We start from the raw sequence: 18,932 nt of genomic DNA, 5'->3' as shown, positions 1-18,932 counted from the left end.
CCTCAGCCGGCGCAGGCCCGCCCGGTGCCGCACGCGGCGGGCCGGAGCGGGACGCCGTTGCCGCGCAGCACCTCGCGGACGTCCAGGATCAGGGTCGGCGCCGTGGTGCGCTGCTCGGCTTCGACGGCCATGCGGTCCTCGGCGAACACCCGCTCGGTGAACCGCTTGATGAACGGCCAGGCCAGGTGGAGCGCGCCCGGCATCCGGGGTTTCTCGATCATGAGCAGGCCGTAGGTGTGACAGGTGCGCTGCTCGGCGTCCTCGGGCACGTAGGCGGCCCAGAGGCGGAAGGCCGGGCGCTCCGCGTTCTCCGGACCAGGTCCAGCGTCTGGTACGGGTACTCGGTGCGGATGGTCATGAGGTCGCGGGAGTCGCTGCCGCCGATGCCCTCGGCCGCCAGCAGGCTCGCGCGGCGGTTCCGCTTCCCGCCCGCGTGCTCGAACAGGTACCTGGCCTCCACCGACCGGGCGTCGCTGCGGTGGTCCAGCAGTTCCGGGCGGAGCTGCCGCGGTCATACCTCTCCCTCGCGCGTACCCGGGCGGGGCGGCCGCCCGTCCCCACAGGCGTCGCCGACCCGCCGGCGCGGGCGTCCCGGCCTCCTCCATGCTGGGGGCCGCGTCCCGTTCGCGCCCCGCACAGAGCGTACGGACGGGTGAGGGACGGGCGTGGCGAGGGTCCGGCCGTCGCGGCGCCCCGGAGGGCTCAGTGGGCGAAGGGCGGGGGGAAGCAGCCGGTCTCCAGGTAGGGGCCGTTGGCCAGCGCCTGGAAGTTCGACTTCTGCACGAACGCCGTGACGCAGGCGTCGTCATGGACGCGCAGTCCGACCATCGCCCCCTCCGGCGTGACGTAGCCGCCGTTCTCGTAGCGCGAGCGCATCCCCGTGATGGTGAGCTCCCCACCGAGCCGGGTGCCGTCCTTGGCGACGCGCTCCTCCTCGTAGCCGAGCCGGAGCAGGGCCGTCCGCACCGACGCGGGGTCCCACGTGTGCTGTTCCCACAGCCGCTTGAGCACCGGCCTGATGCGGTCGGCCTCCCGCTCGGCGTCCTTGGCGTGGGCGGGGGACATCTCGCCGGGCAGCCGGTGGGCGTTGTTCTCCTGGTAGTGCGGGGCCCCGTCACCGGCCCCCGGCTCCACGTACGGCGACGCTCCCGCGGCACCGGGCGTTCCGCTGGTCGGCGAGGGCGAGCCGGTGGGGGGCGACGACGTGCCGGTGGCGGGCGAGGGCACGCCGGTGCTGCCGGGAGCGGCTCCGGCCGCCGGTCCCGAGGCGTGCTCCGTACCGCAGGCGGTGAGGGTGAGGCCCGCGGCGAGGACGAGGGCCGCGGCGGCCAGCGGGACCCGCCGGGCGGACGTTGAGGTGGACATGAGACAACCCTCTCATCACGCCCGGCTCACGGCCCCCGAAAGCCCCGCTTTCCGGCCCCGCCCGGGGCCGTCACCTCCTGGCCACCAGCTCCTTGAGCGCGATGTTGAGTTCGAGGACGTTCACCCGGGGCTCGCCCATGAAGCCCAGGGTGCGGCCCTCGGTGTGCTCCTCGACGAGCCTGCGGACCTCGGCGACGGGCAGGCCGTTCCGCTCGGCGACCCGGCGGATCTGCAGGGCGGCGTACTGCGGGGAGATGTCCGGATCCAGGCCCGAGCCGGACGAGGTCACCGCGTCGGCCGGGATCTCGGAGGCCCTGACCGGGTGGCCGGGCACCGAGTTCTCCTTGATGACCGCGGCCTTGGCGGCCTCGACCTGCCGGACGAGTTCGGGGTTGTCGGCGGCCAGGTTGGTGGCGCCCGACAGCAGCAGCCGGTACCGCGTGTTGAGGGTGTTGGTGCCGAGCCCGTGGGCGGGACGCCCCTGGAACCACTTCAGGTCCGGCTCGGGGGCCTCCTGCCCCTTCTTGAGCGGCAGGTCGTACGACTGGCCGATGAGGGACGAGCCGACGACCCTGCCGTCCGACCTGATCTCGGAGCCGTTCGCCTGGCCGGGGAACAGCCCCTGCGCGATGCCGGTGATCACCAGCGGATAGATGACGCCGGTCACCAGGGTCAGCACCAACAGGGCGCGCAGCCCCGCGCCCAGCAGCCGGGCGGTGTTCGTCACGGAGTTGTTCATGTCCTTCACCCGATCCCGGGGATGAGCGAGATGAGCAGGTCGATGAGCTTGATGCCGATGAAGGGCGCGATCAGGCCGCCGAGGCCGTAGACGGCGAGATTGCGGCGCAGCATCCTGTCCGCGCTGACCGGCCGGTACCGCACGCCCTTCAGGGACAGCGGCACCAGCGCGATGATGATCAGCGCGTTGAAGACGACGGCCGACAGGATCGCGGAGTCGGGCGAGGACAGCCGCATGATGTTGAGCTTGTCCAGGCCCGGGTAGACGGCCGCGAACAGCGCCGGGATGATCGCGAAGTACTTGGCGACGTCGTTGGCGATGGAGAACGTCGTCAACGCGCCCCGCGTGATGAGGAGTTGCTTGCCGATCTCGACGATCTCGATGAGTTTGGTCGGGTCGGAGTCGAGGTCGACCATGTTGCCGGCCTCCTTGGCGGCCGACGTGCCCGTGTTCATCGCCACGCCGACGTCCGCCTGGGCGAGGGCCGGGGCGTCGTTGGTGCCGTCGCCGGTCATCGCGACGAGCTTGCCGCCCGCCTGCTCGCGCTTGATGAGGGCCATCTTGTCCTCGGGGGTGGCCTCGGCGAGGAAGTCGTCGACGCCTGCCTCCTCGGCGATCGCCTTCGCGGTCAGCGGGTTGTCGCCGGTGATCATGACGGTCCTGATGCCCATGCGGCGCAGTTCGCCGAACCGCTCGCGCATGCCGTCCTTGACCACGTCCTTGAGGTGGATGACGCCCAGCACCCGGGCGCCGTCGGCGTCCTCGACCGCGACGAGGAGCGGGGTGCCGCCCGAGGCGGAGATCCGGCGGGCGATGTCGTCCGCGTCCGCGGCGACCGTGCCGCCCTGCTCCTCGACCCAGGCGGTGACCGAGGCCGTGGCGCCCTTGCGGACCTTGCGGCCGTCGACGTCGACACCCGACATGCGGGTCTGCGCGGTGAAGGCGACCCACCGGGCGCCGACGAGCTCGCGCTCGCGCAGTCCGTGCCGCTCCTCGGCGAGGACGACGACGGAACGGCCCTCGGGTGTCTCGTCGGCCAGCGACGACAGCCGTGCCGCGGCGGCGAGTTCGGCCTCGGTGACACCGCGCACGGGGACGAACGCGGCGGCCTGCCGGTTGCCGTGCGTGATGGTGCCGGTCTTGTCCAGCAGCAGCGTCGACACATCGCCCGCGGCCTCCACCGCCCGACCGGACATGGCGAGCACGTTGCGCTGCACCAGCCGGTCCATGCCCGCGATGCCGATCGCCGACAGCAGCGCGCCGATCGTGGTCGGGATGAGGCACACCAGCAGGGCGACCAGCACGACCATCGAAAGGTGCGTACCGGCGTGGTCCGCGAAGGGCGGCAGGGTGGCGCAGGCGAGCAGGAAGACGATCGTCAGCGAGGCGAGGAGGATGTTCAGCGCGATCTCGTTGGGTGTGCGCTGGCGTGCCGCGCCCTCGACCAGGCCGATCATCCGGTCGATGAAGGTCTCCCCCGGCTTCGTCGTGATCCTGACGACGATCCGGTCGGACAGCACCTTCGTACCGCCGGTGACGGCGCAGCGGTCGCCGCCGGACTCCCGGATGACCGGGGCGGACTCGCCGGTGATGGCCGACTCGTCGACCGACGCGACGCCCTCGACGACGTCACCGTCGCCGGGGATGGTGTCGCCGGCCTCGCAGACGACCAGGTCGCCGATCCTCAGCTCGGTGCCGGGGACGACGGTGCCGTCCGCCCGGCGGGCCACGCTGTCGGTCCTGGCCCGGCGCAGGGTGGCGGCCTGCGCCTTGCCCCTGCCCTCGGCGACCGCCTCGGCCAGGTTGGCGAAGAGGACGGTGAGCCACAGCCAGGCGCTGATGGTCCAGCCGAACCAGTCGCCGGGGTCCTCGAAGGAGAAGACCGTGGTGAGCAGGGACCCGACCCACACCACGAACATCACCGGCGACTTGACCATCACCCGGGGGTCGAGCTTGCGGAACGCGTCCGGCAGGGACGTGAGCAACTGCCGGGGTTCGAAGAGGCCCGCGCCGACCCGGCCCTCGGGAGCCCGGTGCTCCGGCGGCGTGTCCTGGCGGGGCACCGGTTCGGTGCGCGTGGTCATGAGGCCAGTCCCTCCGCGAGCGGGCCCAGGGCGAGGGCGGGGAAGTACGTCAGACCGGTGATGATCAGCACCGCGCCGACCAGCAACCCGGTGAACAGCGGTTTCTCGGTGCGCAGGGTGCCCGCGGTGACCGGGACCGGCCGCTGCCCGGCGAGCGAGCCGGCCAGCGCCAGGACGAAGACCATGGGCAGGAAGCGGCCGAGCAGCATCGCGAGTCCGGTCATGGTGTTGTACCAGTCGGTGTTCGCGTTCAGGCCGGCGAAGGCCGAGCCGTTGTTGTTGGCGGCGGAGGTGAAGGCGTACAGGACCTCGGAGAAGCCGTGCGCGCCCGGGTTGAGCATCGAGTGCGGCGGTGTCGGCAGCGCCATGGAGGCCGCCGTGCAGACGAGCACCAGGGCCGGGGTGACCAGGATGTAGCAGGCGGCGAGCTTCATCTCCCGCGCGCCGATCTTCTTGCCCAGGTACTCGGGGGTGCGGCCGACCATCAGGCCGGCGATGAACACCGCGATGACGGCGAGGACCAGCATGCCGTAGAGGCCGGAGCCGGTGCCGCCGGGCGCGATCTCGCCCAGCATCATCGAGAGCATCGCGATGCCTCCGCCGAGGCCGGTGAAGGAGGAGTGGAAGGAGTCCACGGCGCCGGTCGAGGTCAGGGTCGTGGACACCGCGAAGATCGAGGACGAGCCGACGCCGAAGCGGACCTCCTTGCCCTCCATCGCCCCGCCGGCGGCCTGGAGCGCGGGGCCGTGGTGCGCGAACTCCGTCCACATCATCAGCGCCACGAAGCCCAGCCAGATCGTGGCCATCGTGGCGAGGATCGCGTACCCCTGCTTCACGTTCCCGACGAGCACGCCGAAGGTGCGGGGCAGCGAGAACGGGATCACCAGGAGCAGGAAGATCTCGAAGAGGTTGGTGAAGGGCGTCGGGTTCTCGAAGGGGTGGGCGGAGTTGGCGTTGAAGTAGCCGCCGCCGTTGGTGCCCAGCTCCTTGATGGCCTCCTGCGAGGCGACCGCGCCGCCGTTCCACTGCTGCGGACCGCCCAGGAACTGGCCGACCTCGTGGATGCCGGAGAAGTTCTGGACGGCACCGCAGGCGACGAGCACGATCGCCGCGACGCAGGCGCCCGGCAGCAGGACGCGGGTGACACCGCGCACCAGGTCCGCCCAGAAGTTGCCCAGTTCACCGGTGCGGGACCGGGCGAAGCCGCGCACCAGCGCCACGGCGACGGCCATCCCGACCGCCGCGGACAGGAAGTTCTGCACGGCCAGACCGGCCGTCTGCACGACGTGCCCCATGGTCTGCTCGCCGTAGTACGACTGCCAGTCGGTGTTGGTCACGAACGACACGGCCGTGTTGAACGACTGCGCCGGGCCGACCGAGGCGAAGCCGAGCGAGCCCGGCAGGACGCCCTGGAGCCGCATGAGCAGGTAGAGGAACAGGACGCCGACGGCCGAGAAGGCGAGGACCCCGCGCAGGTACGCGGGCCAGGTCATCCCGGCGTCCGGGTCGGCACCGATACTCCGGTAGATCCACTTCTCCACCCGCAGGTGCTTCGTCGAGGAGTAGACCCGGGCCATGTAGGTGCCGGCGGGGACGTGGACCAGCGCCAGCGCGCCGACAAGGGCCAGCAGCTGGAGCACTCCGGCGAGGACGGGGCCCATCTCAGAACCTCTCCGGGAAGATCAGGGCGAGGACGAGGTAGCCCAGCAGGGCGACGGCGACGACCAGGCCGACGACGTTCTCGGCGGTCACAGCTTCGTCACCCCCTTGGCGACGAGAGCCACCAGCGCGAAACCGGCGAGGGCGGTGACGACGAAGGCCAGGTCGGCCATCGCGAACTCCTGAGTGAGGTGCGGTGAGAGGGACGACTGAAGCAAAACCCCTTCCGGACGGGACCGGGCCACTCGTTGACGGCTCCCATACGGCCACGCCCGCGGCTTTGACGGATCCCTGACGCCCCCGGCGGCCGGACCCGGTCGCCGCCGGAGGGCCGGATTCCGCGAGCCGTGACCAGGTAAATGTCACAACTGCCGTGGTAATCAGCACTGTTGTGGTGCGTGCGAGACGCGGGCGGTACCCGAGCGAGCCTTCCGGAAGGGGAATGTGCGGCATGGATCCTGTGATCGTCGGAGCGGTGGTGACCGTGGCCGTCACCGTTGTCAACGGCGTTGTGAAGGTCGCCCAACGGCGTCTGAACGCCGATGTGGAGATAGCGCGCATCACCGAGTCCGGGCAGACCGACCGGATCCGCTGCCTCACGGCGCGACAGGTGCGCCCCGGCCGCCCCGCGCGCCCGGTGCCAGCCGACGGGAACGGGGGTGGGCGCCGTGGAGGACGCGCTCAGTACTGAGATCGATCTCGTCGACCATGTCGAGATCAGCCCGGCGCCCCTGCCCGGCATCGAACTCGCCGAGGCGCTCCACCACGAGCAGTACCCGGCGCTGGTCCGGTTCCTGCTGCTGCACGGCGCGTCCTGGGCGGAGGCGCAGGACGCGGCCCAGGACGCCTTCACCCAGATGTGCGCGCCGGGTCTGTCGTTGACGCACCCCCGTGCCTGGCTGCGCACCGTCGCCTGGCGGTCCTGGGTGAGCCAGCAGGTCAAACCGGAGGACGCCTGCGCCGACATGCCCGAGCCGGAGACCACCCTGCGCTGGCAGACCCCGGCCCACGCGGCCGAGCTCGGGGAGGAGGAGCGCCGGGTGATCTCCCTGCTGCTCCAGCTGCCGGCCAAGCAGCGCGCCGCCATGGCCTGGCACCTCGACGGCTTCACCACCGAGGAGAGCGCCCGCGCCATGGGAACCACCCGGGCCGCCGTGCGTCAGAACCTGGCCCGGGCCAGAGCGGCCCTGAAGGAGGGCCTGCGTCTGGAAGGCCGTCACCACGAGGAGAGGAGGGCGACGTGACGGACCGCGATGCGCGTACGCCCGGGTCGCCGTTCTGCCGCGAGGACGTGCTGGACACGCTGCTGGCCCGTGTCCACGACCGGTTGGGGACCGCCGTCACCGACCGCGTCACCGCACAGGGCGGGCCGCCCGAACTGCGTCCCCCGGACCTGGCGCTGGACCGTCTGCTGGCAGCCGCCCACCGCTCGATCGGGCATGCGGTCACCCGGCGCCGGTCCCGTGAGGCCCGCGCCGCCCTGGCCCAGCGGAACCCGGAGCTCGAGGCACGCCTCGCGGAACGGGGCCCGCTCTTCAACCGGCCCTCGCCGGTGCGGGTGAAGTACCGTCAGGAGGCGCTGCGGCTGGCCCACCGCTACTGGCCGGCCGACCTGGCCGCGGGCATGCGGGCGGCGGTCCGCATGGTGCAGAACCTGACCGACCTGCTGGAGGGCACCGCCCGGACCGTCGCCGAAGCGGAGCTGGTGGTCGAGCAGCTCCGGGAGAGCCTGCGGGCGATGTCCCGGCTGCCCAAGCCGCAGCGGCCACCGGTGACGCTCACCGGCCTGGACTACCTGGTGGCCGTCGAGTCGGTGCTCGCCGAGCCCGCCGAGCGGCTGCTGCACGACCTGCACCGCATCCAGCAGTTGCTCGACGAGGAGCTGGAACCGGCGATCCTCACCCTCGAGTCGTCCTCGCCCGGCTATGTGTTCGGTGTGGACGCGGTCGCTCAGGACCTCATCGACGATCTGACCCAGGGCTGCGACCAGGCGGACGCCCTGGCCAAGGCCGTCGCCGAGGTGGAGCGGGCGAGCAGCGACTTCGTCGGGGCGGACCTCAGCAGCGCCAAGCTGGACGGTGTGCTCCTGGAGGGGATCCTGTGGGACGCCACGACCGTGTGGCCCGGCGAGTGGGAGAGCCTCGTCCGCCGTGCCTCGCTGCCGTCCGGCGAGGAGCAGGGGGTGCTCATCGTCGCCGCGGAACCGTCCGAGACCGTCATCCACGCCGAGGCGTGACGGGGGCCGCCCGCCTTCCTCACCGTGCGGATCGAGCCGGGCACGGTGATCTTCCCGCCGGGGCCGGCCGGGGGAACCCGGGCCGGCCCCGGCGGGCCGTCGGTGTGCCGGCCCGGCTGAGGCGGCGGCCGTCTCACGCGCCGGGGCCGGGGTCCGGCCGGACCGCCGTCTCGATGCCGGCGCGGGCCGCTTCGAGCTGGGCGGCGAACGCGATGCCGAGGAAGAGCGCGACGGCCGTGAGGTTCGCCCACAGCAGCAGGGCGATGAAGGCGGTGAGCGGCCCGTACACGGCGCCGAAGGCACCGCTCTCCTCGACGTACAGCGCGAGCAGCCAGGTGGCCGCCACCCACAGCAGCAGATGCACGGCCGAGCCGAAGGCCAGCCAGGTGTAGCCGGGCTGGACGCGGCGGGGCGACCAGCGGAAGATCACGGCGGAGGCCACCCAGGCCAGCGCGAGCCCGACGGGGACGTCGAGCACCTCCCACCACTGCGCGCCGCCGCCCGCCCACCCGGCGGTGTCCGCCACCGCGTCGCCCACGGCCTCGCCGGCGACGAGGACGACGAACCCCAGCACCAGGGGCAGACCGGCGGCGAGCGCGAGAACGATCGCCCGGGTGTACTTGCGCGGGAAGGGACGGTCGCGCTCGATGCCGTAGATGCGGTTGGCGCCGCGCTCGATCTGGCCCATGGCCGAGGCGAGGTTGAGCAGCGCGAAGCCCAGACCGAGCCAGAGGGCGAGCGTGCTCCAGACATCGCCGTGGGCGGTGCGCCGCGTCCCCTCGAAGGCGTCCTCGACGATCTCGGCGCTGGCGCCGGGCACGATCCGGCCGAGCGTGAGCTCGATGACCCGGCCCACGCCCTCGGTGTGCACCGACGTGGCCAGCCCGACCAGCGCGACGGTGCAGGGAACCAGCCCGACCACCACCTGGAAGGCGAGGGCCCGGGCGTTGGTGAAACCGTCGGCGTAGCGGAACCGGGCGAAGGAGTCGGCCAGCAGCCGCAACCCGCCGTAGTGGCGCAGGGCGGTGAACGCCTCGTCTCCGGAGAGCTCGTCCCCGATCATGTCCCGGGTCTGCGGGACGTGGACGGCGGTACCCATGGCGGACGCTCCTTGTCGTGACGCTGCTCCCGGTCCGGGTGCCCCGGGAACCTTCCCGTCCGACCTCGCCCTTGCGCCATGCTTCCGGGGTCGTCCCCCGTTCGGCAGTTCCGGCGGCGCCGCCCGAGCCCCCCTCCGGTGGCCCGGGCGGCCACCGAAGGGGGGCTTCTGCCTGCGGGTCAGTCCTCGTCGCGCAGTCGGTCCACCAGGGCGGTCAGGGACTCGGTCTCCTCGGTGTGGCCCAGGGCGGTCAGCCGGGAGACCGCCGCGTCGAGACGGGCGAGGGCGGGCGCGGGGCGTTCGAGGTAGATGCCCTCCACGGCACCCGCGAGGCGGACGCACTCGGCCCACTCGCCGGCCTGGTCCTGGTCCGCTCCCGGCTCGCCGAGGAGGGCGAGGGCCTTCTCCAGGGCGGCGAGGGCGTCCTCGTACTCGCGGGCGTAGGCGTTGACCCGCCCGTGTTCGTAGGCCAGGGCCGTGTCCAGGGAGCGGCCGTGGGCCTCGAACCCCGCGGCGCGGGCCTCGTCGGCGATCCGGCCGGCGTCGGCGAGGAAGGCCCGGGCGCCGGCCAGACCGTCGGGGCCCTGCTGCTGGGCCTGGAGGCGGGCGAGTTCGCGCAGGCAGTTGCTGAGCTGCTCGTGGCGCGGTGCCCGGGCGTGGGCGGCGAGCGCCTGGTCCGCGACCTCGCGGGCGCGGCCGAACTCGCCGGACTCGCCGAGGAGTACGGCCGTCTCCGCGGCGATCATGGCGTGGCTGCCCGGGTCGTCGTCCCAGCCGGCCGACTCGGCCGCGAGGGCGGCGAACTCGGCGGTGGCGGCCTTGAGGTCCTCCCCCGCGTGCAGCGCCCGGGCGCGGGTCAGGCGCAGCTGGGCGACGAGCCGGTCGTCCAGTTCTCCGGCGGCGACGTCCGGCTCGGCCAGCAGGGAGTCGAGCAGGGCGATGCTGTCCTCGACGCGGCCGAGGTCGAGGCTGAGCTGGGCCGCGTTGCTGTAGGCGCAGTACGCGTCCGTGCGGCTGCCGTGGCGCAGGTCCAGTTCCGCCGAGCGCGTCAGGTGCCGCAGCGCCTCGTCGGTGCGGCCCAGGTGCATGCAGACCTCGGCCAGTTCACCGTGGAGGCGGGCGGTGTCGACCGCGTCGGCCGGCCAGTCGGCGGCCAGCCGCAGGGCTTCGGTCAGGTCGGCGTGCGCGGCCTGCGCGTCCCGCAGGCCGAGCTGGAGCCGGGCGCGCAGGCCGAGCGTGCGGGGCAGGTGCCAGGCGGGGCCGTGCGTCTTCAGCCGGTCGAGGAGGGCGTCGATCTCGGTGACCGCGGTCGGCAGGTCGCCGGAGATGGCGTGCGTGCCGGCCCGCAGCAGCAGGGCGCCGGAGATCTGCCCGGCGATGTCGTGCCGGGTGGCGAAGGCGTGCAGCAGCTCCACCTCGGCGAAGGCCGCGGCGGCGTGCTCCTCGCTCCCCGAGGCCTGCAGGCGCAGGCCGAACGCGGTCGCCCGCATCCGCAGCAGGCGGGACTCCTGCTGCGGGGCGAGGCCGGGCGTCTCCTCCTGCAGGCGGACCATGGCGGCGTGGGCGGCGGTCAGCGCGGCGGCCTTCGCCTCGGCCCTCTCCGGGCCCTCGGCGGGGCCCTCCGGGGGGATCTCGGCGGTGGCGAACAGCGCGCCGGCGCGAGCGACCGCGGCGTGACCGGGCAGGCCCGCGTCGTCGTACAGGGCCGCGGCCTCCTCGAAGAGGGCGGCGGAGTCGGCGAACTCGTCCTTGTCGCCGGCCCGGCTCGCCTCGTCGGCCAGCAGGTCCGCGCGCAGGCGCACGAGCGGGCCGACGGCCGGGTCGTCGGGGTGGGTGTAGTCGCGGGCGGTGACGAGGGTGCGCAGCCGCGCCCAGCAGGCGCGTCCGTCCGGGTGCCCCTGCTCCTCCAGGGCCCTGGCCCGGACGATGAGTTCGGGCAGCGACTCGGGGACGGGGGCGGCCGTGCGGGCGGCGGGGGCGGGGGCAGCCGGGGCGGCCGGGGCCACGTCGTCGAGGGCGCGGGTGCGCAGGGTCAGTTCCAGCGCGTCCAGGAGCGGAGCCCGGTCGAGGCGGGTCGTGCGGCGGTCGGTGTGGGTGGTGGTGCCGTTGCGGGCGTCGAAGCGGGCGGCGAGGTCGTCGGCGCGGCCGCGCACCTCGGCGCGCAGTGCGGCCACGGTCCAGGTGCGGCCCGCGTATCCGGCGGCGGGCAACTCGCCGTGGCCGAGCGACTCGACGCGCTGGAGGAGGACCTCGACGCCGGTGAGGAAGTCGAGCTGGTCCAGCGGCGAGTCGACCTCGTCGAACAGGTTCCGGTTCTCGGCGAGCAGTTCCAGGCCGCGCGCCTCGTTGCCGGTGAGCGCGCAGAACTCCAGATGCCGGCCGACCTCGCCGGACATCGAGGGGTTGCGGCGGCAGCCGCGGTAGCCGGCGAGGTGCAGTTCGCGGGCCCGGTCGGTGCGGCCGGTGCGCAGCAGGGGCAGCAGCGCGTGCGACACGGAGCGGGCCGGCTCCTCCTGGCAGGACTCCTTGCCGGCCAGGACGGGCTCCCAGGCGCGCAGCGCCCGCTCGTCGTCGCCCGCGGCGAGGTGGTACAGGGCCCGCTGGCAGGTCTCGCAGGCCTCGCAGTCGCTGAGCCGGGTGCGGGTGCGGCCCGCCCACAGCTCGTAGGCGAGGGTGGTGTCCTCGCCGACGTGGGCGGCGAGCTGGTACGCCTGCCCGTAGTAGGGCTGGAGGCCGAGCCCCTCCTTCTCGTACCGGTCGCGCATCTCCGTCAGCCACTGGCGCAGGCTGGGCAGCGGTATCTCGGGCAGCTGGCGCAGGGCGTTGGCCACCCACTTGAACCGCCAGAACAGCAGGTGCCGCAGATTCTCGGTGAAGACGTCGGGCTGCTCGTCGAAGAGGGTGAGCAGGCGCGCGAAGACGACGGGCGACTTGCGGGGTTCGGAGCCGTAGGTGTACGCCTCCTGGAGTTCGAGGAGCGCGTGGACGAGCGGGACGGGCTCCTCGAACTGCTCGGCGGCGTCGACGAGTTCCTCGGCCGTGACGGTACGGGTACGGCCGTAGGGGCGCCGGTCGTTCTCCTGGAGCGCCTGGTACAGCTCGTCGATGGTCTGGGGTGCGGTCGTCGGCATCGTCAGCTGTCCTTGCGGAGGGCGTGGGCGAGGAGGTCGAGGAAGGAGCGGTTGATGAGGCTCGACTCGGCGGGCCTCAGCGGGCGGCGGGACAGCATCGCGGCCTGTCCGTAGAGGGCTTCGGCGCTGGTGCGGGCCAGTTCGGGCTCGTCGATGGTGACGGCGGTGCGCACCAGCGGGTTGAGCTGGTTGAGGATCAGCTGGGCCCGCGGGGCCTCCTGGCGCAGGGCGCCGAGGATGTCGCCCCACAGGCCGCCCTCCTGCTCGCGGGCGAGCTGGGAGCGGGTGCGCTCGTGCCGGGCCTCGCGGCTGTCGACGAGGAGGGCGGGGGCGGAGGCGGGCTGGAAGGTGCGCAGCGCGACGTCGCAGTCGAAGACGGCGAGGGCGTCGCGGGCCTGGGCGAGGTAGGCCGCGGCGGCGAGTTCCGTCTCGCGGTCGACGGGGTCGAGGTGGGCGGTGAGGGTCGCCGGGTCGAGGTCGGCGACGGCGACCTCGGGCCTGACCTCGGGCAGGCGGTGGACCAGTTCGCGGTCGTAGGTGTAGCCGCCGTTGACGACGCCGAGTCCGGCGGCCGAGGCGATCGCCGCGACCTGGCGGAACTCCTCCACGGTCGACGTCACCAGCACGGTGCGGTGGGTGCGCGCGAACTCGTCGAGGGTGCAGTGCCCGTCGGTGGTCTCGAACGGCAGCCAGGGCAGCAGCATCCGCAGGATCTCGTCGTCGTGCACGGCGAGGGACTTCACGGCCAGGTGGTGGGCCTGGAGGAAGCGGTGCAGCAGGTCCGGGTCGCTGGCGGCGGCCCGGGCGATCCAGGCGCGCAGCCGCTCGGCGAGGGCGTCGCGGACGGCGGCGAGGGTGTCGTCCTCGTACAGGGACTCGCGGGACGCCGTCGGGCGCAGGCTCTCGGCGTCGAGGACGCAGCGGACGAAGAACGCCCAGTCGGGCAGGATCTCCTCGGCCTGCTCGGAGAGCAGCATGCCCTTGACGTGCACCCGGTGGCCGTGGCGGCGCCCGGCCGGGACCGTCTCGGGCAGCACACAGGCGATGCCCTTCAGGCCGACGGCCGGCAGGTCCAGCTCGATGGTGTCCAGCGGCTTGAAGCCGAACACCTCCTCGCCGTACGCGGCCAGGGCGCGGGAACGGGCTCCCGGGGTGGGGTACGTGCGCGCCCAGGGGGCGGGCTCGGGGTTGACGGACGCGCCCGGGGCGCCGGGGCCGGCCGTGCCGTCGTCGAAGGTCACCGGGTGGCGCAGCAGGGACCCGAAGTGGCGGGCCAGGGCGTGCACCTGGGCCGGGCGGGTCCACTCGCCCGCGTCGGCGCGCGGGGTCAGCGTGACGGTGGTGCCGGGCCGGGGGCGGGCGGAGGCGGGCAGGGTGCGGACGGTGTAGCTGCCGTCGCCGCGTCCGCGCCACTCCACGGCCGGGGCGTCCGGGGTGCGGGCCGAGCGGCTCAGGACGTGGATCTCGTCGGCGACCAGGAAGCAGGAGAGCAGGCCGATGCCGAACTGGCCGATGAAGTCGCCGCGCTGCTCGGCGATCCGGTCGGCGCGCTTGCTGCTGCGGCCGATGGTGGCGAGGAAGCTGTGGACGTCGGCCTCGGTGAGTCCGACGCCGTCGTCCTCGACGCGGACCACCGCACCGTCGGCGTACAGGCGGACACCGAAGGCGTCGGCGGGGGCGGCCGGTTCGAGGGTGTGCCGGGCGGTCAGCGCGTCCACCGCGTTCTGCATGAGTTCGCGCAGGTAGACGCGGGGGCTGGAATAGAGGTGGTGGGAGAGGAGGTCGACGAGGCCGCGCAGATCCACCTGGAAGGTGCGGTCGGCGCCGGCCGGGGTCGCGGCGGTGTCGGGCAGAGTCATCGGCAGTCCGGAAGTGCGAGGGGTGACGGGTTTACGGGCGTACGGCACCGGAGCCGGGTCCGGTGAATGGACGGGCGGTGCGGGACCGGTGTGTGCTCCGAGGGGGCGGCGCCGGGTGCGTGGTGCGCCGGGCCGGCCGGGTGGTCAGGCGCGACGGTGGCTGGTCAGGCGCGGCGATGGTGGCGGGCGAACTGCTTCTCGGGCTCGCCGAAGTACGTCCAGGGCCACTTGGTGTAGGCGCCGTCCAGGGTCTGGAAGACGCGCCGGACCGTGTGGCGCTCGCCGGCCAGCGACAGGGCCATGGCGAAGATGTTGAAGTCGTGCTGCCAGCCCGGGCGCCACACGTAGGCGGGGTGGAGGATGCTGTGGTCGGCCGCCTCCCGCAACTGCGCCCGGATCTCGTCGGTTTCCAGGTAGTCTCCGCGCTCCGACTCGACCCACTCCTCGATGTACGCCATGGCGAGCACACAGCCGAGGCGGTGGCCCTCCGGGGCGCGGGCGGCCGCCTCCTGGGCGAACGCCAGGGCCTGCCCCGGCTCGCCGCCCCAGCGGGGCTGCAGCTGCGACACCCACTCGATGTGGGTCTCCAGGTCCAGCGGGTCGCGGCGCAGGGCGGCCCCGAGCCGGGTCTCGTTGACGGCGGATCCCAGCGACATGCCGCGGCCCGAGGTGAGGAGGCGGCGCCACGGGGTGACCCACTCCGGCCGCAGTTCGGCGGCTTCGAGCAGCTGCTCCTCGGCGATGTGGAGCCGCTCGTGGAAGACCCGCCACTGCTCCTGCGTGACGTCGACGGCACGCGCGGCGGTGCGTGCCTCCCAGCCCCAGATGATGTGGCGCGTGCCGGATATCAGCAGGGCCGTCGCCCGGTGCTCCTTGTCCTCCTCGACGGCCCGGCCGATCCAGTCCTGCACGCCGTCCAGTTCGGCCAGCTCGCCCAGGACCTGGTGGTCGCGGCCGAGATCGAAGGGCGCCAGCGCGGCCTTGACCGCCTCCCAGTCACCGGCGTCGGCCGCCTCGACCAACGCGAGCACCCGCGCGTCCCCGAGCGCGCGCAGTGTGTACATCCCGCTCTTCTGCCTGCGCGGGACCGGAAGGGCGTGCGGATCCGCCACCGGTCTCTCCGCCCCCCTGCCGAACAGCTTGCCGAACATGCCGCGCCCTCCCCTGGTCCCGCGTGATCGTTCGGAGCAGCATAAACGCCCCCACCGACACCGCTTCCACAGGGTTTTCACCCGTGTTTCACCACCTCCGCCCCGGCGTCGTCCGGAGGTCGTCGCCGGCGCGTCCGCGTACGCTCAACATCGTTGTGCGGTCGGGGATTTGGAGGGCGGGGGACATGGAGCGTGACGAGCTGATCAGGCCGGTGGCGGACCTGTTGAAGGAGCACGCCGGGGCGGCGCCGGGGCGGGTCGCGTACGCCGACTCCTCGCGCAGCGTCACCTACGGCGCGCTGGAGCGGCGCGCCCGGGGCCTGGCGGCGTACCTCGTCCGGACGGGGCTGCGCCGCGGCGACCGTGTCGCGATCTGCCTCGGCAACCGTGTGGAGACGGTGGAAAGCTGCCTCGCCGTCCTGCGGGCCGGGGTGATCGGCGTCCCGCTCAACCCTCGGTCCTCGGACGCGGAGCTGGCCCACTTCCTCCAGGACAGCGGTGCCGCGTTCGTCATCACGGACGCCCCGCGCCTCGCCCGGCTGCGGCGCCTGGGACCGCCGTACGACGGCCTGGGCGTCCTGGTCGCGGGGGCCGGCCCGGTCCCGGCGGACGTCCAGCTGCTCGACAGCGCGGCGGAGAGCGGCGCGGACGTAAGCGGCGGGTCCGAGAGCGACGGGACCGAGAGCCACGGGACCGCCGAGATCGACGCGCTCGGCCTCGACGATCCGGCCTGGATGCTCTACACCTCGGGCACCACCCACCGGCCGAAGGGCGTGCTGTCCACACAGCGGGCCGCGCTGTGGTCCGTGGCCGCCTGCTACGCCCCGGTGTTCGGTCTCTCGTCCGACGACCGGCTGCTGTGGCCGCTCCCCCTGTTCCACAGTTTCAGCCACTCGCTGGCGATCCTGGGCGTGACGGCCGTGGGCGCGAGCGCGAGGATCGCCGGGGAACTGCCGGCGCCGGGCGGTCTGCGGCGGGAGCTGCTCACGGCGTACGAGGAACTCGGCGGCCCCTTCACCCTGCTGGCGGGCGTGCCGGCGACGTACCACGGGCTGGTCGACTCGCCCGGTGCGGCCCCGCCGGCGCCGCGGCTGTGCCTCGTGGCGGGCGCGCCGAGTGGTCCCGCGCTGCGCGCGGCCGTGGAGGAGACCCTGGGGGCGCCGCTGCTCGACGCGTACGGCAGCACCGAGACCTGCGGCATGATCGCGGTCAATCGGCCCGAGGGGCCCCGGGTCGACGGTTCCTGCGGGCCGCCCGTGCCGGGGGTGGAGGTGCGTGTCGTCGATTCGGGGAGCGGCGCGGACGTCCCCGACGGTGAGGAGGGCGAGGTCTGGGTGCGTTCGCCCGGCCTGATGACCGGTTACCACGGCCGGCCCGAGGCGACTGCGGCCGCGCTGCGGGACGGCTGGTACCGCACCGGTGACCTCGGCCGCCGCGTCGAGCACGGCCACCTGCGGCTCACCGGGCGGGTCAGCGAGCTGATCATCCGGGGCGGCGAGAACATCCACCCGACGGAGATCGAGCAGGCCCTGCTGCGGTGTCCCGGCGTGTCCGACGCCGTGGTCGTGGGGGAGCCGCACGACGTGCTCGGTGAGGTGCCGGTCGCCTTCGTCGTACCGGGCCCGGACGGGATGGATCCCCGGCGGGTGCTCGCCGCGTGCCGGGACCTCCTGGCCGACTACAAGGTGCCGGCCCGGATCCGCGAGATCACCGCCGTCCCGCGCACCGCGTCCGGCAAGATCGCCCGGCACGAGCTGAACGCCCCGGCGGGGGCCGCCTCCCGCACGGGCGGCACCGGGCCCACGGCCCCGCACGAGGCCGCCTCCCCCACCGCCGGCACCACGCCCGCCGCCGCGCACGAGGCCACCGCCGGCAGCATGTCCACCACCCTGCGCGAGCGGCTCCTGTCGCTGTCGCGGGACGACCGGCAGCGCGCGTTGCGCGAGACGGTGCTCGCCGAGACGGCCGAGGTGTGCCGGCTCGCCCCGGACGAGCCGCCCGGCCCGGACAGTCCCTTCGCCGATCTCGGCATGACGTCCGTCGGCGCCGTCGAACTGGTGGACCGGCTCGCCGCGCTGACCGGCCTGGACCTGCCGTCGACGCTGGTCTTCGACCACCCGACGCCGGAGGCGGTCGCCCGGTACCTGAGGGTCGTGCTCCTCGAAGCCCGGCCCGAGGACCGCCCGGGGCCGGAGAGCGGACAGGACGGGTCCGCCGAGGACGATCCCGTCGTCATCGTCGCCATGGCGTGCCGGTACCCCGGTGACGTCGAATCCCCCGAGGACCTGTGGGAGTTGGTGTCGCGGGGGCGGGACGCCATCTCGGAGTTCCCGGCCGACCGGGGCTGGGACCTGGACGCCCTGTACGACCCCGATCCCGACCGGATCGGCACGTCGTACACGCGGCACGGCGGGTTCCTGCACCGGGCCGCGGAGTTCGACGCCGGGCTGTTCGGGATCTCGCCGCGCGAGGCGCTCGCGACGGATCCGCAGCAGCGGCTGCTCCTGGAGACGTCCTGGGAGGTGTGGGAGCGGGCCGGGATCGACCCGGCGTCGGTGCGCGAGAGCGACACCGGTGTGTTCGTGGGCGTGATGTACGGCGACTACGCCACCCGCCTCACCCGTCCCCAGGAGCTGGAGGCGCACCTGGGGCTCGGTTCGACGGGCAGTGTGGCCTCCGGGCGGCTGTCGTACGTGTACGGTCTGCGCGGTCCCGCCATCACCGTCGACACCGCGTGCTCGTCCTCGCTGGTGGCGCTGCACTGGGCGGCGCGGTCGCTGCGCTCGGGCGAGTGCTCGCTGGCGCTGGCCGGCGGGGTCACGGTGATGGCGACGCCCAAGTCGTTCCTCGCGTTCAGCCGGCAGCGCGGGCTGTCGCCGGACGGGCGCTGCAAGTCGTTCTCGGCGGCGGCGGGCGGTACGGCCTGGGGCGAGGGCGTGGGGCTCGTGCTGCTGGAGCGGTTGTCGGACGCGCGGCGAGGCGGCCATCCGGTGCTGGCCGTGCTCCGCGGCTCCGCCGTCAACTCCGACGGCGCGTCCAACGGGCTCACCGCGCCCCACGGCCCCGCCCAGCGGCGGCTGATCCGGCAGGCGCTGGCGGACGCGGGGCTGCGCCCCGGTGACGTGGACGCGGTGGAGGCCCACGGCACGGGCACCACGCTGGGCGACCCCATCGAGGCGCAGGCCCTCCTGGCCACGTACGGGCAGGACCGGGAGGAGCCGCTGTGGCTCGGGTCGGTCAAGTCCAACCTCGGGCACACGCAGGCGGCGGCCGGAGTCGCCGGCGTCATCAAGATGGTGCAGGCCATGCGGCACGGGGAGCTGCCGCGGACCCTGCACGCCGAGTCGCCCACGCCGCACGTCGACTGGTCCTCGGGCCGGGTGGAACTGCTGACGGCCCCCCGGCCCTGGCCGGCTTCGACCCGACCGCGGCGCGCGGGGGTCTCGGCCTTCGGAATCGGCGGAACCAACGCCCACGTGATCCTGGAAGAGGCCCCGGGGGCGGCTGTTTCCCCGGAGCCGGGGGACGCGGCGCCCGGGGCGGCCGGCTCCGCCGGGCCGAGGGACGCGGCCGGCTCCGCCGGGCCGAGGGACGCAACGCCCGAGACGG

The 18,932-nt window shown here is 73.8% G+C and carries 13 protein-coding genes and 1 pseudogene; 3 read left to right on the top strand and 11 right to left on the bottom strand.

Features of this window, described 5'->3' with window-relative positions; translation table 11 throughout:
- Positions 1-2: 2 nt before the first annotated feature.
- The 7 genes and pseudogenes from ABZ386_RS19990 to ABZ386_RS19960 form a co-directional block, all read right to left on the bottom strand.
- Positions 3-505 (bottom strand): annotated as a pseudogene (locus tag ABZ386_RS19990) (aromatic ring-hydroxylating dioxygenase subunit alpha); the annotation flags it as partial.
- A gap of 197 nt (positions 506-702) precedes the next feature.
- Positions 703-1,365, bottom strand: a complete 663-nt coding sequence (locus ABZ386_RS19985; protein ID WP_358965393.1) for a hypothetical protein — start codon at positions 1,363-1,365, stop codon at positions 703-705.
- 70 nt (positions 1,366-1,435) lie between these two features.
- A complete protein-coding gene (locus ABZ386_RS19980) occupies positions 1,436-2,104 on the bottom strand; it encodes a potassium-transporting ATPase subunit C (protein ID WP_355725371.1) in 669 nt (222 codons plus the stop codon).
- A 5-nt stretch (positions 2,105-2,109) separates the two neighbouring features.
- Positions 2,110-4,188, bottom strand: coding sequence for a potassium-transporting ATPase subunit KdpB (kdpB, locus tag ABZ386_RS19975; protein ID WP_351335930.1), 2,079 nt, complete (start codon positions 4,186-4,188; stop codon positions 2,110-2,112).
- Entirely contained in the window at positions 4,185-5,849 is a 1,665-nt protein-coding gene (gene kdpA / locus ABZ386_RS19970) for a potassium-transporting ATPase subunit KdpA (RefSeq protein ID WP_351335933.1), read from the bottom strand. The genes kdpB and kdpA overlap by 4 nt, the downstream gene beginning before the upstream one ends.
- A gap of 1 nt (position 5,850) precedes the next feature.
- Positions 5,851-5,940 carry a K(+)-transporting ATPase subunit F gene (gene kdpF / locus ABZ386_RS19965; RefSeq protein WP_009326374.1) on the bottom strand — a complete coding sequence of 30 codons (90 nt, stop codon included), beginning with the start codon at positions 5,938-5,940 and terminating at the stop codon, positions 5,851-5,853.
- Positions 5,937-6,065, bottom strand: coding sequence for a hypothetical protein (locus ABZ386_RS19960; RefSeq protein WP_269803225.1), 129 nt, complete (start codon positions 6,063-6,065; stop codon positions 5,937-5,939). The genes kdpF and ABZ386_RS19960 overlap by 4 nt, the downstream gene beginning before the upstream one ends.
- 450 nt (positions 6,066-6,515) lie before the next feature.
- Between ABZ386_RS19960 and ABZ386_RS19955 the strand changes: the two genes are divergently transcribed.
- Together ABZ386_RS19955 and ABZ386_RS19950 are read left to right on the top strand one after the other, a co-directional pair.
- Positions 6,516-7,091 (top strand): sigma factor-like helix-turn-helix DNA-binding protein, encoded by a 576-nt coding sequence (locus ABZ386_RS19955; RefSeq protein WP_355725382.1) that lies wholly within the window; start codon positions 6,516-6,518, stop codon positions 7,089-7,091.
- Positions 7,088-8,083 (top strand): hypothetical protein, encoded by a 996-nt coding sequence (locus ABZ386_RS19950; RefSeq protein WP_351335938.1) that lies wholly within the window; start codon positions 7,088-7,090, stop codon positions 8,081-8,083. The genes ABZ386_RS19955 and ABZ386_RS19950 overlap by 4 nt, the downstream gene beginning before the upstream one ends.
- Positions 8,084-8,216: 133 nt before the next feature.
- Here ABZ386_RS19950 and ABZ386_RS19945 read toward each other — a convergent pair whose 3' ends face one another.
- The 4 genes from ABZ386_RS19945 to ABZ386_RS19930 all read right to left on the bottom strand — a co-directional run bounded on the left by ABZ386_RS19945 (position 8,217) and on the right by ABZ386_RS19930 (position 15,323).
- A complete protein-coding gene (locus ABZ386_RS19945) occupies positions 8,217-9,182 on the bottom strand; it encodes a YihY/virulence factor BrkB family protein (protein ID WP_351335940.1) in 966 nt (321 codons plus the stop codon).
- A 179-nt stretch (positions 9,183-9,361) separates the two neighbouring features.
- Positions 9,362-12,313: a hypothetical protein gene (locus ABZ386_RS19940; RefSeq protein ID WP_358965391.1), complete on the bottom strand. Its 2,952-nt coding sequence runs from the start codon at positions 12,311-12,313 to the stop codon at positions 9,362-9,364.
- A 2-nt stretch (positions 12,314-12,315) separates the two neighbouring features.
- Positions 12,316-14,172 carry an HSP90 family protein gene (locus ABZ386_RS19935; protein ID WP_351335945.1) on the bottom strand — a complete coding sequence of 619 codons (1,857 nt, stop codon included), beginning with the start codon at positions 14,170-14,172 and terminating at the stop codon, positions 12,316-12,318.
- Between the two features lie 164 nt (positions 14,173-14,336).
- Positions 14,337-15,323 (bottom strand): hypothetical protein, encoded by a 987-nt coding sequence (locus tag ABZ386_RS19930; RefSeq protein WP_355727859.1) that lies wholly within the window; start codon positions 15,321-15,323, stop codon positions 14,337-14,339.
- Between the two features lie 185 nt (positions 15,324-15,508).
- Here ABZ386_RS19930 and ABZ386_RS19925 point away from each other — a divergent pair.
- Positions 15,509-18,932, top strand: a 3,424-nt coding sequence (locus ABZ386_RS19925) for a beta-ketoacyl synthase N-terminal-like domain-containing protein (RefSeq protein WP_358965389.1), incomplete at its 3' end; no start/stop codon positions are given.

The sequence above is a fragment of the Streptomyces sp. NPDC006140 genome (genome assembly GCF_040628815.1).
Taxonomy (GTDB): Bacteria; Actinomycetota; Actinomycetes; order Streptomycetales; family Streptomycetaceae; genus Streptomyces.
Note: the sequence above shows the minus strand (reverse complement) of the source record. Positions and strands in the feature narration are given on the sequence as shown.

Coding starts and splice junctions, on each gene's coding strand:
- ABZ386_RS19985 (WP_358965393.1), bottom strand. CDS start 1,365: ATGTCCACCTCAACGTCCGCCCGGCGGGTCCCGCTGGCCGCCGCGGCC.
- ABZ386_RS19980 (WP_355725371.1), bottom strand. CDS start 2,104: ATGAACAACTCCGTGACGAACACCGCCCGGCTGCTGGGCGCGGGGCTG.
- kdpB (WP_351335930.1), bottom strand. CDS start 4,188: ATGACCACGCGCACCGAACCGGTGCCCCGCCAGGACACGCCGCCGGAG.
- kdpA (WP_351335933.1), bottom strand. CDS start 5,849: ATGGGCCCCGTCCTCGCCGGAGTGCTCCAGCTGCTGGCCCTTGTCGGC.
- ABZ386_RS19945 (WP_351335940.1), bottom strand. CDS start 9,182: ATGGGTACCGCCGTCCACGTCCCGCAGACCCGGGACATGATCGGGGAC.
- ABZ386_RS19940 (WP_358965391.1), bottom strand. CDS start 12,313: ATGCCGACGACCGCACCCCAGACCATCGACGAGCTGTACCAGGCGCTC.
- ABZ386_RS19935 (WP_351335945.1), bottom strand. CDS start 14,172: ATGACTCTGCCCGACACCGCCGCGACCCCGGCCGGCGCCGACCGCACC.
- ABZ386_RS19930 (WP_355727859.1), bottom strand. CDS start 15,323: ATGTTCGGCAAGCTGTTCGGCAGGGGGGCGGAGAGACCGGTGGCGGAT.